Source organism: Rhabdonatronobacter sediminivivens, from assembly GCF_013415485.1.
Lineage (GTDB): Bacteria > Pseudomonadota > Alphaproteobacteria > Rhodobacterales > Rhodobacteraceae > Rhabdonatronobacter > Rhabdonatronobacter sediminivivens.
Map to the genome: position 1 here is coordinate 1 of NZ_JACBXS010000008.1, position 14,689 is coordinate 14,689.

At 68.1% G+C, this 14,689-nt stretch carries 13 protein-coding genes, 1 tRNA gene and 1 pseudogene; 6 read left to right on the forward strand and 9 right to left on the reverse strand.

What is annotated here, in order from left to right:
* The 3 genes and pseudogenes from HUK65_RS05280 to recR form a co-directional block, all read left to right on the forward strand.
* A pseudogene (locus tag HUK65_RS05280) lies at nt 1-534 on the forward strand (DNA polymerase III subunit gamma/tau); the annotation flags it as partial.
* 21 nt (nt 535-555) lie between these two features.
* Nucleotides 556-900, forward strand: a complete 345-nt coding sequence (locus tag HUK65_RS05285; protein ID WP_179905105.1) for a YbaB/EbfC family nucleoid-associated protein — start codon at nt 556-558, stop codon at nt 898-900.
* Nucleotides 901-915: 15 nt separating this feature from the next.
* A complete protein-coding gene (gene recR / locus HUK65_RS05290; RefSeq protein ID WP_179905106.1) occupies nt 916-1,521 on the forward strand; it encodes a recombination mediator RecR in 606 nt (201 codons plus the stop codon).
* Between the two features lie 92 nt (nt 1,522-1,613).
* On the opposite strand, the gene ykgO is transcribed toward recR, so the two are convergent.
* Nucleotides 1,614-1,739, reverse strand: coding sequence for a type B 50S ribosomal protein L36 (gene ykgO, locus HUK65_RS05295; RefSeq protein ID WP_072247233.1), 126 nt, complete (start codon nt 1,737-1,739; stop codon nt 1,614-1,616).
* A gap of 66 nt (nt 1,740-1,805) precedes the next feature.
* Nucleotides 1,806-1,880: transfer RNA gene (locus HUK65_RS05300), tRNA-Val, on the reverse strand.
* A 165-nt stretch (nt 1,881-2,045) separates the two neighbouring features.
* Between HUK65_RS05300 and HUK65_RS05305 the strand changes: the two genes are divergently transcribed.
* Entirely contained in the window at nt 2,046-2,912 is an 867-nt protein-coding gene (locus tag HUK65_RS05305; RefSeq protein ID WP_179905107.1) for an N-formylglutamate amidohydrolase, read from the forward strand.
* A gap of 5 nt (nt 2,913-2,917) precedes the next feature.
* On the opposite strand, the gene HUK65_RS05310 is transcribed toward HUK65_RS05305, so the two are convergent.
* The 3 genes from HUK65_RS05310 to HUK65_RS05320 form a co-directional block, all read right to left on the reverse strand.
* A complete protein-coding gene (locus tag HUK65_RS05310; RefSeq protein ID WP_179905108.1) occupies nt 2,918-4,171 on the reverse strand; it encodes a DNA polymerase IV in 1,254 nt (417 codons plus the stop codon).
* A 142-nt stretch (nt 4,172-4,313) separates the two neighbouring features.
* Nucleotides 4,314-6,326 carry a M3 family metallopeptidase gene (locus HUK65_RS05315; RefSeq protein WP_179905109.1) on the reverse strand — a complete coding sequence of 671 codons (2,013 nt, stop codon included), beginning with the start codon at nt 6,324-6,326 and terminating at the stop codon, nt 4,314-4,316.
* 64 nt (nt 6,327-6,390) lie between these two features.
* On the reverse strand, nt 6,391-7,482 hold the full coding sequence (locus HUK65_RS05320; RefSeq protein WP_235441780.1) for a glycosyltransferase family 2 protein: 1,092 nt from the start codon (nt 7,480-7,482) through the stop codon (nt 6,391-6,393).
* A 41-nt stretch (nt 7,483-7,523) separates the two neighbouring features.
* Here HUK65_RS05320 and lysA point away from each other — a divergent pair, with 41 nt between their 5' ends.
* Together lysA and HUK65_RS05330 are read left to right on the forward strand one after the other, a co-directional pair.
* Entirely contained in the window at nt 7,524-8,789 is a 1,266-nt protein-coding gene (gene lysA / locus HUK65_RS05325) for a diaminopimelate decarboxylase (RefSeq protein WP_179905110.1), read from the forward strand.
* A 25-nt stretch (nt 8,790-8,814) separates the two neighbouring features.
* Entirely contained in the window at nt 8,815-11,265 is a 2,451-nt protein-coding gene (locus tag HUK65_RS05330) for a DUF4175 domain-containing protein (RefSeq protein WP_179905111.1), read from the forward strand.
* 219 nt (nt 11,266-11,484) lie between these two features.
* Here HUK65_RS05330 and ruvB read toward each other — a convergent pair whose 3' ends face one another.
* The 4 genes from ruvB to ruvC are packed head-to-tail and all read right to left on the reverse strand — an operon-like array spanning nt 11,485 to nt 14,593.
* Nucleotides 11,485-12,516 (reverse strand): Holliday junction branch migration DNA helicase RuvB, encoded by a 1,032-nt coding sequence (ruvB, locus tag HUK65_RS05335; protein WP_179905112.1) that lies wholly within the window; start codon nt 12,514-12,516, stop codon nt 11,485-11,487.
* Nucleotides 12,513-13,391 carry a GIY-YIG nuclease family protein gene (locus tag HUK65_RS05340; RefSeq protein WP_179905113.1) on the reverse strand — a complete coding sequence of 293 codons (879 nt, stop codon included), beginning with the start codon at nt 13,389-13,391 and terminating at the stop codon, nt 12,513-12,515. The genes ruvB and HUK65_RS05340 overlap by 4 nt, the downstream gene beginning before the upstream one ends.
* A 6-nt stretch (nt 13,392-13,397) precedes the next feature.
* Nucleotides 13,398-14,087 carry a Holliday junction branch migration protein RuvA gene (gene ruvA, locus HUK65_RS05345; protein ID WP_179905114.1) on the reverse strand — a complete coding sequence of 230 codons (690 nt, stop codon included), beginning with the start codon at nt 14,085-14,087 and terminating at the stop codon, nt 13,398-13,400.
* Nucleotides 14,084-14,593 (reverse strand): crossover junction endodeoxyribonuclease RuvC, encoded by a 510-nt coding sequence (gene ruvC, locus HUK65_RS05350; protein WP_179905115.1) that lies wholly within the window; start codon nt 14,591-14,593, stop codon nt 14,084-14,086. The genes ruvA and ruvC overlap by 4 nt, the downstream gene beginning before the upstream one ends.
* Nucleotides 14,594-14,689 lie beyond the last annotated feature (96 nt).

The following is a 14,689-nucleotide window of genomic DNA, read 5'->3' on the forward strand; positions in this document are numbered from 1 at the left end:
CCCGCGCCCGCGCCCTCCGCCGCGCCTGCAGGGCGCGGCGTGCGGCCCGGTTCCGGGCCGCAGGCGGCGCTCGCCCCCACCCCGGACGATCCGCTTGTGGCTTACGGGCAATTCGACGCCGTTGTTGCCCTGATCCGCGAACGGCGTGACATGCGCCTGCTGGTCGAGGTCGAAACCTGCCTGAAACTGGTGCGCTACAGTCCGGGCCGAATCGAATTCGAACCCACGGCCGAGGCTGCCCCCGATCTGGCTGCCCGGCTGGCGGGGCGGTTGCAGGACTGGACCGGCGCGCGCTGGGGGGTCTCGGTCGTGTCTGGCGGTGGGGCGCCAACCATCGCCCAGACCCGCGATGCCGCCGAGTCCGCCGCGCGCACCGCCGCGCTGGACAACCCGCTGGTCAAGGCTGTCTTCGATGCCTTCCCCGGCGCGCGGATTGACGCCCTGCGCCACCCCGACACCCGCCCCGAGACCGCCGCCGCCAGCGAGGCGCTGCCCGAGGTCGAGGATGAATGGGACCCGTTTGAACAGGACTGAAAACAGGAAAGGAACTGCACGATGCTGAAAGGTTTGGGCGGCCTGGGTGACATGGGCAAGATGATGAAGGCTGCACAAGAGATGCAGACCAAGATGACCCAGCTCCAGGAAGAACTGAAATCCATCATGGTGACCGGCGAATCCGGCGCCGGTCTGGTCAAGGCCACGGCCACCGCAAAGGGCGAATTGACGGCGCTTGATATCGACCCGTCGATCTTCAACTCCGACGACAAGGAAGTGGTCGAAGACCTGATCCTGGCCGCGATCAAGGATGCCCAGTCAAAAGCGCAGGCCCGCGCGCAGGAAGAAATGGGCAAGATCGCCGAAAGCATGGGCCTGCCGCGCGACATGAACCTGCCGATGTAAGCGGGGTCGCACGACATGTCGCCGCCGACGGAGCCGGGCGAGATCGATGCGCTGATCGCACAGGTTGCGCGTCTGCCGGGACTGGGGCCACGCTCGGCGCGGCGGCTGGTGCTGCATCTGGTGCGACGTCGCGCGCAGGTGCTGGACCCGCTGGCCCGCGCCCTGGCACGCGTCGCCGAAGCCGCCCGGGAATGCAGCCTGTGCGGCAATATCTCCACCTCCGAGATCTGCCCCATCTGCACCGATCCGCGCCGCGCCTCCGGGGAAATCTGCGTGGTCGAAGAAGTCTCGGACCTCTGGGCGATGGAGCGCGGCGGCGCCTTTTGCGGGCGCTACCACGTGCTCGGCGGCACGCTCTCGGCGCTGGATGCCATCGGCCCCGAGGACCTGCGCATTCCCGCACTGGTCAACCGTGTTCGGGATGAGGGTATTTCCGAGGTCATCCTGGCCCTGAACGCCACCGTGGATGGCCAGACCACTGCGCATTACATCGCCGAGATGCTGGAACCCTGCGGCGTGCGCGTGAGCGCCCTGGCCCAGGGCGTGCCCATGGGCGGAGAGCTGGACTATCTGGACGATGGCACCATCGGCGCGGCCCTCAGGGCACGCAAGACCCTGTAGCACCATCGCATTCCGGCACTGGCCAAAAGGAAAGCCGCCAGCTCCCTTCGAAGCCGGCGGTCAATCAATTCCATGCTCAAGAAGCCCGTGACTCAGCCCTGGCGTGCCTTGAACTTCTTCTGGGTCTTGTTGATCACATACACCCGCCCCTTGCGGCGGACGATCTGACAATCGCGGTGGCGCTGCTTGAGCGACCGGAGCGAATTCTTGACCTTCATCGGCCTTCTCCTCAATCGCGGCGCCAGGCGCCTTCGAATAACAACCTGCCTTGCGACAGAAACAAATGGTGGGCACGACAAGGTTCGAACTTGTGACCCCTACGATGTCAACGTAGTGCTCTACCACTGAGCTACGCGCCCTGACCGTCCCGTTGGCTTCCGTCGCCAGCCCTTGCAGACCGGACACCGAAGCGACCGGGACCGCATCGATAGGCGGCGTATAAAAGGGATATCCGGCATGTTCAAGGGGTTTTGGCATCCCTCGATTCCGCGCTATACTTGGATATCAGGAAGGAAATGAGCGCAATGACAACGGCCTATCATCTCAGGGAACCGAATGTGGTGCAAGGGCCGGTCGTTTTTGCCTCTCCGCACAGCGCGCGCGACTATCCGCCCGAGTTGATTCGCCACAGCGTGCTGGACCTGGCGACCCTGCGCTCATCCGAAGATGCCTATGTGGACCTGCTGGTCGGGGCAGCGCCGGACCATGGCGCGCCGCTGCTGCTGGGCGGCGCGCCGCGCGCCTATGTGGATTACAATCGCGCGGCGGGCGAACTGGACCCGGCGCTGATCGCGGATATCAGCCGGGGCACGCTGAACCCCCGCGTCGCCTCGGGGCTGGGCGTGATCCCGCGCGTGGTCGCTCGCGGGCGCGCCATCTATCGCGGCAAGATCTCTCGGGCCGAGGCCGAGCACCGCCTGCGCACCTGCTGGCACCCCTATCATGCGCGACTCGCCGAACTGCTTGAAGCGCAACGCCTGCGCTTTGGCCAGGCGATCCTGCTGGACATGCATTCCATGCCGCATGAGGCTGTCATCACCGAAGCCCGCCGCGGCGGCCAACGCCCCGATATTGTCATTGGCGACCGTTTCGGCGCCTCGGCGGCACCCGAAATCGTTGCCGCGGTCGAAGCTGCCTTTGCGGATACAGGCCTGCGCGTGGCCCGCAACGTCCCCTTTGCAGGCGCCTATATGGTGCAGGCCTATGGCCGGCCGGCGCTTGACCAGCACGCGGTCCAGATCGAAATCGACCGCGCGCTGTACCTGGATGAAACCCGGATGGCCCCGCACAGCGGCTTCAACGCCTTCCAGCGCATGATGAACGGTATCGTTGCCAACCTCGCCAGTATCGGACGCAGTCAGGCCAGCACCCCGCCGCTCGCCGCTGAATAACACCGTCAGCGCAACGCCCGCCCCTTGATGATTGCCCCGGCACCAAAGCGCGCCCGGATACGGTCTGCGGCCCGCTCGGCTGCCGCGCGCCGCCCCGCATCCGGATCAGCCAGATCCGGCATCGGCAGGGCATCATCGCTGGGCACCAGCCCCGAGATCCCCACACCGATCAGCCGGAACGGACCGCGTTCCCCGGACCGCGCGAACAAGGCCGCTGCACTGCGATAGATCACATCTGCCAGCTGCGCCGGCGCTGCCAGGGTGCTGCGCCGCGTCAGGATCCGGTGCGAAGACCGCTTCAGCTTCAACGTCACAACCTGGCCCGCCACACCCTTCGCCTTGGCACGATCAGCCACCTGCTCGGACAACCGCCACAGATGGCCATCCAGAAGCTCCGGATCGGCCAGATCCTCGGGCAGGGTGGTTTCCTTGGAAATCGACTTCACCGGCGCATTCGCGGTGATCCGCCGCGCGTCCTCGCCGCGCGCCAGGTGCCACAGCCGCGCGCCCATACCGCCAAACCGCGCCTCCAGCGCCGCCCGCTCCCACCGCAGCAGATCATCGATACGGCGAATCCCCTCCGCTTCCAGCCGCGCCAACAAGGATGCCCCCACCCCCCAAAGCATCCCCACCGGCTTTCCCCGCAGGAAGGCTGCCGTCTCGCCACGTCCGATCACCGAGAACCCCGAAGGCTTGTCCAGATCCGAAGCCAGCTTGGCCAGAAACTTGTTATGCGCCAGCCCGATCGAGACCGTAACCCCCAACTCCGCCCGGATCAGCCGCGCCAGGTCCGCCAGCACGACCGCCGGCGGCGCCCCGTGCAGCCGCTCGGTCCCGCGCAGGTCCATGAACGCCTCATCCAGCGACAAGGGCTCCACGGCCGGCGTCAGCGCCTCCATGCGCGCCCGGATCGCGCGCGAAACCTCCACATAGGCGTCAAACCGCGGCGCCAACACCACGGCATCGGGGCACAAACGCAAGGCCTGGAACATCGGCATGGCCGAACGCACCCCATGAACGCGCGCGATATAGCACGCCGTGGACACCACGCCCCGGCGCCCGCCGCCCACAATCACCGGACGGTCGCGCAACGCCGGATTGTCGCGCTTTTCCACGCTGGCATAGAAGGCATCACAATCTAGATGCGCAATTCCCAGCTCAAACAGCTCGTCATGCGCGATCCCCCGCGGACTGCGACAGGCCGGGCACCGCCCTCGACCCTCAAACACATGCAGACAATCCCGACACAGCGCCGTCATGCCCCGTCCTCGCCCCCATTCATCCTTGCCCAAATATCCCGGGGGAGTCCCCGCCCCGCGGGGACGGGGGCAGCGCCCCCAATCCGCACGCAGTGCCAGAAAGCTTGCGCGCGGCACGCGCGCACCGCAAGGTCACGTTTTCTCAGGCCGCCAGTCCACGTCCGCGCAAGAGGGCATCCACCCCCGGCATCCGGCCCCGAAACCGGGTATACAGCTCCTCCGGCTCCTCGGATCCGCCCGCAGCCAGCACGCAGGCCTCCAGCCGGCGCGCAACCGCCGGGTCGAATGGATCGCCCGCCTCCCCAAAGGCCGCGAAAGCATCCGCATCCATCACCTCGGACCACATGTAGCTGTAGTACCCGCTGGAATACCCGTCCCCCGCAAAGACATGCAGGAAATGCGGCGATGCGTGGCGCATCCGGATCGCGCGCGGCAGGCCGAGCGCCGCCAGCACCTCGGCCTGGCGCTGCATCGGATCGGCGGGGGCCGGGCCGTCATGCAGCTCCAGATCCACCAGAGCCGAGGCCACATATTCCACCGTCGCAAACCCCTGGTCGAAATTCTGCGCGGCCAGCAGCCGCTCCAGCATCTCGGCGGGCATCGGCGCACCGCTCACCACATGGCGCGCATGTTGGCGCAGCACCTCGGGCACCTCCAGCCAGTGTTCGTAAAGCTGGCTGGGCAGTTCCACGAAATCCCGCGCGACCGAGGTGCCCGAGACAAACCCATGCGTCACGTCCGAAAGCAGATGGTGCAGCGCGTGGCCGAACTCGTGAAACAGGGTGCGCGCATCGTCCCAGGACAGCAGCGCCGGATCGCCCTTGGCAAAGTTGCACACATTCACCGCCACCGCCCGGCGGTCCCCTCCCAGCTTGCGCTGGCTGCGAAAGGCCGAACACCAAGCGCCCGATCGCTTGCTGGGCCGGGCGAAGTAATCCCCGATGAACACCCCCATATGGCGCCCGTCGCGGGTGACCTCCCACGCCCGCGCATCCTTGTGGTGCAGCGGCACATCCAGCGGGCGGAACTCCAGCCCGAACAGCCGGTGCGCGCAGTCAAAGGCGGCGGCGATCATCGCCTCCAGCCCCAGATACGGCTTGATGGCGGCATCCTCCAGATCATGCTCGGCCCGGCGGCGCTTGTCAGCATAGTAGCGCCAGTCCCAGGGCTCCAGCGGGCCGGTATGGCCATCGGCGTGCAGCATGGCCTCCAGCACTGCCGCATCCGCCTCGGCGGCGGTTTTTGCCGGCGCCCAGACCGCCATCAGCAGATCGCGCACCGCCTGCGAGGTCCGGGCCATTTCCGGCTCCAGCTTCCAGGCGGCAAAGCTGTCATGGCCCAGCAGCGCGGCACGCTCGGCGCGCAGCTCCAGAATCTCCCTGATCAGCGCGCGATTGTCCGTCTCGCCCCCGTTTTCCCCGCGCGAGGTCCAGGCCTGATACGCCCGCTGGCGCAGCTCCCGCCGCGGGGAATGCTCCAGAAACGGCACGATGAGCGAGCGGTTGAGCGAGATGACATGGCCGGGCATGTCGCGTTCGCGCGCGGCATCGGCGGCGGCGGCGCGCAGGAAATCGGGCAGCCCTTCCAACTCATCCTCGGCCAGCGGCATGACCCACTCGCGCTCCTCGGCCAGGACATTCTGGGCGAATTGGGTGCCCAGGCTGGCCAGCCGGGACTTGATGGCGGTCATCCGCGCCGCTGCCTCGCCCTGCAGCGCGGCGCCGGCGCGCAGGAACATGCGGTGATACAGCTCCAGCACGCGGGCCTGTTCGGGGCTCAGGTCCAGCGCCGCGCGCCCCTCCCACAGGGTCTGGACCCGTTGGAACAGCGCCGCGTTCGAGGTGATCTCCGAGGCATAGGCCGACAGCTTCGGCGACAGGTCCCGCTGCAGGGCCTCTCGCGCGGGGTTGGAATCGGTTCCGGCCAGGTTGAAGAACACCGCCGCCACCTTGTCCAGGGCTTCATCGGCCAGTTCCATCGCCTCGATCGTGTTGGCGAAGCTGGGGGCTTCGGGGTTCCGGGCGATGGCATCATGGGCGGCGCGGCCCTCGGCCATGGCGGCCTCGAACGCGGGGGCGAAATCCTCGTCTGACAGGCGGTCGAAGGGTGGCAGGGCGAAATCGGTCTGCCAGTCCTCCAGAAGCGGGTTGGTCATCGGCCGGTCCTTTCGGGTATTGTTCGCCTATAGGTAGCCTGCCGCCGCCCCCCCTTCAATCACCCTAGCCCCACCCCCCGCGCGAGATCAGGCCCAGCCGTTCCAACTGCCGCCAGCCCTGATACCGGGCCGAGGCCGCGCACCACAGGTCCGGCGCCGACATGACCGCATCATAATAGTCATCGAACACCGGGGCATTGCCGAAATGTTCCCCGCGCGCCTTTTCCACCCGGGCACGCTCCACCACCAGATGCAGGAATTTGGTGTGCAGCAGCGCCCCCGAAGCCAGCATCCCCCCATCCGCCGCATAAACACGGTTCAGCGCACGCGGCAGCGCCGAATGGGTGGAGTTCACCCAGACGCAATCGCGCCCCCACTTGACCAGCGGCAGCTTGGTCAATGTGGGCGCGCGGTTGGGCATGGCGCCAAAGAAGGTCCGCGCCCGCACCCCGCCCTGCATCAGCAGACAATCCAGCAGCGGGTTGTGGCGCAAGGTGTAGTTCCCGGCATCGAACCACGGCAGCACCGCCACCGGATCGGTGCCGGGGCAGTAGGGCTGCGCATTCAGCGGACCCTTCGGATACAGCTCCAGCATCATGGCGGCAAAGCTGCGCTGGCCGCTACGCTCCAGCCAGGCGGTCAGCGCGGGCAGCGGGCGGGTCTGCCAATGCGGATAGATCAGCAATTCATCGGCATCCACCTGCACGCACCAATGCCCCAGCCCGTGGCGCAGCATCAGCGCGGTGATCCAGTCCTGCCCGAAGCGCGCCGCCTTGTAGCTGGCCGAGGTCCCCCAGACCGAGATATCGGGCTGCTCCAGCAGAAACTCGCGCGTGCCGTCATCGCTGGCATTGTCGATGAACAGGAAATGCCCCACGCCCAGGCGCCGGTAATGCTGCAACATCCAGGGCAGGCGCGCGGCCTCGTTCCGCACAGTGGAAAACAGCAGGATCTCGCCCCGCCCCCAGCGGCGGCGGCGCAGGCAGCGCAGCTCCCGCCCCTTCCACAGGGCGCGCGCCTGCAGGCGGCGGGCCTTCAGGCGCATCCGGAATTCGAACCACGCGGCGGTTCGGGGGGGCGGCGGGCGATACATGCGCGCAGCAGACACCAGAGCCCGGGCCAGCGCAAGTGTGCGGGCAGTGGCATCCGCGGGCAAGCTGCGCTATCTGGGCAGCAACAGCAGCCAGAGGCCCCGCCATGGATCATTTTCTTTACCGCGACGGCGTCCTGCACGCCGAGGATGTGTCGCTGGCCGAGATCGCCGCCACGGTCGGCACGCCCTTCTATTGCTATTCGGACGCCACCCTGACCCGCCATTTCCGCCTGTTCCAGGAGGCGCTGGCCGGGCTGGACCATCTGATCTGCTACGCGGTCAAGGCTAACAGCAATCAGGCGGTGCTGCGCACCCTTGGCGCCTTGGGGGCGGGGATGGATGTGGTTTCGGGCGGGGAATACCGCCGGGCAAGGGCCGCGGGCGTGCCGGGGGCGCGGATCGTCTTTTCCGGCGTGGGCAAGACGCAGGCAGAGATGCGCCACGCGCTGGAACACGGCATCCGCCAGTTCAACGTGGAATCCGAGGCCGAGCTGCACGCCCTGTCCGAGGTTGCCGCCAGCATGGGCGCCACCGCCCCCATCTGCCTGCGCGTCAACCCCGATGTGGACGCCAAGACCCATGAAAAGATCTCTACCGGGCGCAAGGAAGACAAGTTCGGCGTCCCCATCGCCCGCGCGCGCGAGATCTACGCGCAGGCCGCCACCCTGCCGGGGTTGCAGGTGGTCGGCGTGGACATGCATATCGGCAGCCAGCTGACCGATCTGGCGCCGTTCGAGGCCGCCTATACCAAGCTGGCCGATCTGACCCGCGCCCTGCGCGCCGATGGCCACCAGATCACCCGGCTGGACCTGGGCGGCGGCCTGGGCATCCCCTATGCGCGTTCGAACGAGGTGCCGCCCCTGCCGCTGGACTATGGCGCCATGGTGCAGCGCATCTTTGGCGATATGGAGGTGGAGATCGAGATCGAACCGGGGCGCCTGATCGTGGGCAATGCGGGCGTACTGGTGGCGCAGGTGATCTATCGCAAGCAGGGCGAGGGGCGCGATTTCCTGATCCTGGACGCTGCCATGAACGATTTGATCCGCCCGGCCATGTATGGGGCGCACCATGACATCGTGCCGCTGGATCAGGCCGCGGCGGGGGCAGAAGCCCTGCCCCATGACATCGTCGGCCCGGTCTGCGAATCGGGCGATACCTTCGCCAAGGCCCGCCCCATGCCGCCGCTGGAGGCCGGCGCGCTGGTCGCCTTCCGCTCGGCCGGGGCGTATGGCGCGGTCATGGCCAGCGAATACAACACCCGCCCCCTGATCCCCGAGGTCATGGTGAAGGGCGATCAATTTGCGGTCATCCGCCCGCGCCCGACCTTTGACGAAATCATCAACCGCGATACCATACCCGCGTGGCTGTGATCCCAACCCAGCCCGAAAGGGAGACATGAGACCAAACGGCCTGGACCCGTCGAGCATCCTGAAGCGCCAGATACGTCGCACCCTTTCCGGGTTGTGGGCCGAACGTCTGTCGCGCGCCTTCTGGCCCTTCACCACGCTTGCGCTGTTCTGCGCCGCTGCGTTGGGCTTTGGCCTGCAGGATGTGCTGCCGCCGCTGGTGTCGACCTGGGTGGCGCTGGGGTCCGGGGTGGCGCTGCTGGGGTTGCTGGCGCTGGGGCTGTGGCGCTTTTCGCCGCCGCGCCGGGTGAATGCGCTGGACCGGCTGGACCGCTCCCTGCCCGCGCGCCCGCTTTCGGCACTGGCGGATGCGCAGGCGATCGGGCGGGATGATCCGGCCTCCGGCATGGTCTGGCAGGCGCATCTGCGGCGGATGCTGGCGATCCTGGCCACCGCGCGGCCCGTGCCGGGCGATCTGAGGCTGGCCCGCCATGACCGTTTCGCCCTGCGCTATGTGGCGCTGACCGCCTTTGGCCTGTCTCTGCTCTTTGGCGCGCCTTCGCGCATCACCGAAGCCACGGAAATCGCGCAGCTTCCCGGCCGGGCCGAGGCCGTGGGCCTTGGCCCTTCGTGGGAGGCCTGGGCCCAGCCCCCGTCCTATACCGGGCGGCCCAGCCTCTATCTGAACGAGGTTGACCGCACCGTGCTGCAACTGCCCGAAGGCACCCGCGTTACCGTCCGCTTCTATGGCCAGCCCGGCGTGATGAGCGTGGTCGAATCGGTTTCCGGGCGGGATGAGGCCGAGCCTGAGGACATGGCCCAGGATTTCGAGATCACCCGCACCGGGCGGCTGAGCGTGCGCGGCCCCGCCGGGCGCGACTGGGAGATCACCATGCTGGAAGATCAGCCGCCCGAGGTTGAACTGATCGGCATGATGGAGCGGGAGCGCGGCGGCCAGATGCGGCAGGATTACCGCGCCGAAGATGACTACGGCATCACCGGCGGCAGCGCCGAGATCGCCCTGAACCTGGACGCGGTGGACCGCCGCTTTGGCCTTGCCGCCGATCCGGACCCGCGCGAGCCGATCACCCTGGACCTGCCGATGCCCGTCAGCGGCTCGCGCACGGACTTCACCGAAAGCCTGTTCGGCGATATGTCCCAGCACCCCTGGGCCAACATGCCCGTGACCATCGCGCTGCAAGTGGAGGACGCGCGCGGCCAGATGGGCGAGACCGGCCCGCAGGAAGTCACCCTCCCCGGTCGCCGCTTCTTTGACCCGATGGCCGCCGCCGTGATCGAATTGCGCCGCGATATCCTGTGGTCGCAGGAGAACACGGCCCGCGCCGACCAGCTGATGCGCGCCATCGCCCACCGCCCCGAAGACGCGTTTCGCAGCGACAACGCCATTCCCCGCTTCCGCTCAGCCCAGGCGCTTCTGCGCGCCAGCCTTGATGACGGGCTGAATGAGTCCACCCGCGAAGAGCTGGCCCAGACCCTGTGGGATCTGGCAATCCTGCTGGAAGAGGGTGATCTGGCCGATGCCCGCGAACGCCTGCGCCGCGCACAGGAACGTCTTGATGAGGCCATGCGCTCGGGCGCCGACCCGTCCGAGGTGCAGGAACTGATGGACGAGTTGCGCGAAGCCTTGCGCGACTACATGGAGGAAATGGCCCAGCAGCCCCGCGAACGCGGCGAAGCGCCCCCGGATGGCGAGTCCATGGAAATCACCCAGGATCAGATCCAGGAGCTTCTGGACCGGATCGAGGAGCTGATGGAAGAAGGCCGCATGGACGAGGCCGCCGAGTTGATGGCGCAGCTCAACATGCTGCTGGAAAACCTTGAATTCGTCGAAGGCGATGGCGAAGGCGGCCCGGGCAACGAGGCGATGGAGGGCCTGGGCGACACCCTGCGCGACCAGCAGGATCTGGCCGATGACACGTTCCGCGAGTTTCAGGAACAATTCAACCGCGGCGCCCCGGATGCCGATGGCGAGGGCGAGCCGCAGGGCAGTGATGAGCTGGCCGAACGCCAGCAAGCCCTACGCGACATGCTGCGCGAACAGCAACTGCAACCCCTGCCCGGCGAAGGCACGCCGGAAGGGGATGCCGCGCTGGAAGCGCTGGAAGACGCCCAGCGCGCCATGGAAGAAGCCGAGGAAGCCCTGCGCGACGGCGACACCACCGGCGCCCTTGACCGCCAGGCCGAGGCGATGGAGGCCCTGCGCGAAGGCATGCGCAACATGAACGAGGCGCTGGCCCAGGACCGCCGCGACCGGGGCGAGGAAGGCCAGCAGACCGGTGAAAACGGCCGCGACGGCAGCCGTGACCCGCTGGGCCGGTCCCTTGGCGGTGAGATCGGCACGGACGATGACATGCTGCAGGGTGAGGACACGCGGCGGCGCGCGCAGGAACTGCTGGACGAAATCCGCCGCCGTTCGGCCGAACTGGACCGCCCGGATGCAGAACTGGACTACCTGCGTCGCCTTCTGGACCGGTTCTGACCCGGGCTACGGCGCGCAGGACGCGCGCGCCCCAAGCGCAGGCAGTCCCCACGGTGTCCCGGGCGTGGACTGAACTGATTGACGGCGCTGCCTCCCCACCACGGACGCACGGCGCCCATGCCCACGCAAGAAAAGCGCCGCGCCCGCCCGAACTTGGGCGTCAGGTAGCTTTGCAATCGCGTGGCAGCCAGACACGCCCGGCGCGGCCTGCTGTGCCTTTCACGTCTCGAACAGGCGCCCCTGGGCATCCGGGCGCGGGGCTGTCAGGCCCAGATGCGTCCAGGCCTTGGCCGCCAGCATCCGGCCGCGTGGGGTGCGGGCGATCAGCCCCTGTTGGAGCAGGAAGGGTTCGATCACCTCCTCGATCGCATCGCGGCTTTCGGACAGGGCGGCGGCGATGGTTTCCACCCCCACCGGCCCGCCACCGTAGTTTTCGGCCAGAAGCGACAGATACCGCCGGTCGGCGCCATCAAGCCCCAGGTGGTCCACGCCCAGCCGGGTCAGCGCGCTGTCGGCCAGCGCCCGGGTCAGCTTTCCATCCCCCTCAACCAGGGCAAAATCCACCACGCGGCGCAACAACCGGCCCGCGATCCGGGGCGTGCCGCGCGCGCGGCGTGCGATCTCCTCGACCCCTTCGGGATCGGCGGGCACCCCCATCAGCCGCGCGCCCCGGCCCACGATCTCGCACAACTCACCCACGGTATAGAACTGCAGCCGCGTGGGAATACCGAAACGGTCCCGCAGCGGCGTGGTCAGCAGACCCAGCCGCGTGGTGGCCCCCACCAGCGTAAAAGGCTGCAATTCGATCCGCACCGTGCGCGCCGCCGGGCCTTCGCCGATGACCAGATCCAGCTGGAAATCTTCCAGCGCGGGGTAAAGCACTTCCTCAACCGCCGGGTTCAGGCGGTGAATCTCGTCGATGAACAGCACGTCGCGCGCTTCCAGATTGGTCAGGATCGCCGCCAGGTCCCCCGCCTTGGCCAGCACCGGCCCCGAGGTCATCCGAAACCCCACGCCGAGTTCGCGCGCCATGATCTGCGCGAGCGTGGTCTTGCCCAGACCGGGCGGACCGTAGAAGAGCGTGTGATCCATCGCCTCGGTCCGCATCCGGGCGGACTGGATGAAGACGCGCAGGTTGGCGCGGGCCTCGGCCTGGCCGATGAACTCCTCAAGCGTCTGCGGGCGCAGCGCCTTGTCGGGGGCGTCATCGGGCAGCGGTTCGGGGCGCAGGGTTGGGTCGGAGGGGGTCATGCGTTCAACCCATAACGCCGGGTGTGCAATCGGTCCATCCAGTTCTGCTCGCAGGTGATGACCTCCTCGGCGGTGGCGGCGGGGCTGAGCAGTTCCAGGATGGAGAACCGGAACTGCGACGTGTCGCGCCGGCGAAGTTCCACCGTGACTCCGATTTCTCCTGCCACATGGGCCTGCCAACGGCCCAGCAGGTTATCCTCGCCATAGGCGGCGCCGACATAGCGCGCCCCGTCGCGCTCATCGACGATCAGATACACGCCGCGCCATTGGTGCAGCGTGGTGATCCAGTCGCGTGGCAGGTGGCGCAGCTCATCGGTGGTCAGCCGCAGCGCGCGCCAATCCGGCACCGGCGGCGCCAGGGTCGCGCGCAGCGTGATCTCGCGCACCGGCAGGGATGTGCGCTCGGCCAGCCGCATGTAGTTGCGCGCGCCGGGGTCGGTGACCACCAGCCGCCCGCGCAGGTCCGACAGCACATCCAGCGGACGCAGATCAAAGAGCGCACGCGCGGCGATACCGCGGGCGCGGGCCTCGGCGCTCAGCCCGCCTTGGCCGAGGCGGGCGCGCATCTCGGCCTGCAACGGCATGGCGTCCAGTTCGGCGGCGGGCACGTCGCGCCATCCCGCCTGCAGGTAGAGGCCGATGAATGTCAGCTCCCCCTCCGCCCGTGACAGAAAGGCGGCCATGGTGCGGCGGGCCTTTAGCGTGGCCTCGGGGATGGTGGGATGGGTGGATTGATAGGCCTCGAACAGCCCGGGCGCCGATTCGGCCATGACACAAAGCGCTGCGCGGATGCGTGGGTCGCGCGGCTTGTGCAGGGCCAGAGCGGTCATGGCGGGGTCGATGTCATGGGCGCGCAGAAGGTCGTTGAACTGCATTGCAGCTCAGCCCTTTGGCGCAAGCAGCCGCAAGGCCGCGCGGATCAGCGCGGCGGTGTCAGCCTCGGGGGTGGCATCCTGGGCTTCGGCCACGGCGCGGGCGGCATCGGCGGGGCCATAGCCCAGATTGGCCAGGGCGGACATGGCCTCGGGCACGGCGGCGGCGTTGGGGCTGGCGGGTGCACTGACCGGAGCGGGCGGCGGCGGAACCGGCACGGAAGGGGCATGGTCCGCCTCGGGCACACCGGGAGGCGCACCGGGGGGCGCGGCAGCGGGCGCCATCTGCGCCATCAGCGCGGGCGCCTTGTCGCGCAACTCGTTGACCACACGTTGCGCCAGCTTCGGCCCCACCCCGGGCGCCTTGCGCACGGATGCTGCATCGCCCAACGCAATCGCACGGGCCACGCCTTCGGGGCCCAGCGCGCCCAGAATGGCCATCGACGCCTTGGCCCCCACCCCCTGGACCGAGGTCAGCAACCGGTGCCATTCCTTCTCGAGCAACGACGGGAAGCCATAGAGCTGCAACAGATCCTCGCGCACCACCAGATCGGTATAGAGCGCGACCGCCTGCCCCGGGCCGGGCAAGCCCAGCATGGTCCGGTCCGAGACATGGACGATATATCCTACCCCGCCAACATCGATCAGCACATGGTCACTGGCGCGGTAGTCCAGCCGCCCCGCAATCCGCCCGATCATCGTACGCCCCCGGCCACCGCCGCCGCCAACCGGCCCGCCGACTGGCAGTGCCATGCGTGGCAGATCGCCACCGCCAGCGCATCCGCCGCATCCGGCCCTGCAATCGCCACCCCCGGCAGTTGCATGCGCACCATGTGATCCACCTGCACCTTGGCCGCCTTGCCCACGCCGACCACCGCCTTCTTCACCGCATTGGGCGCGTATTCGCCCACCACCAGCCCCGCCTGCGCGGGAACCAGCAGGGCAATCCCCCGCGCCGATCCCAGTTTCAGTGTCGCCACGGCGTCCTTGTTGACGAATGTCTGTTCCACCGCGGCCTGGGTGGGGCCATGGCGCTGCAACACCCGGGTCAGTTGCCCGTGCAGGTCCAGAAGCCGGCTGGCCAGATCTGCCGCCGGGTCGGACACACAGACCCCGTTGGCCACATGCGACAGCCGCGTTCCGGCCACATCGATGACCCCCCAGCCAAGGTTGCGCAACCCCGGATCGATCCCGATAACCCGCATGCCTGCCCCTTTTCCCGCGCCCGGTTCGCCCGGGCCTGTTGCCGTGTTTGACCAGTCCTAGCACGAAGCAAGAACATTCTCCAGTCTGAATACCGC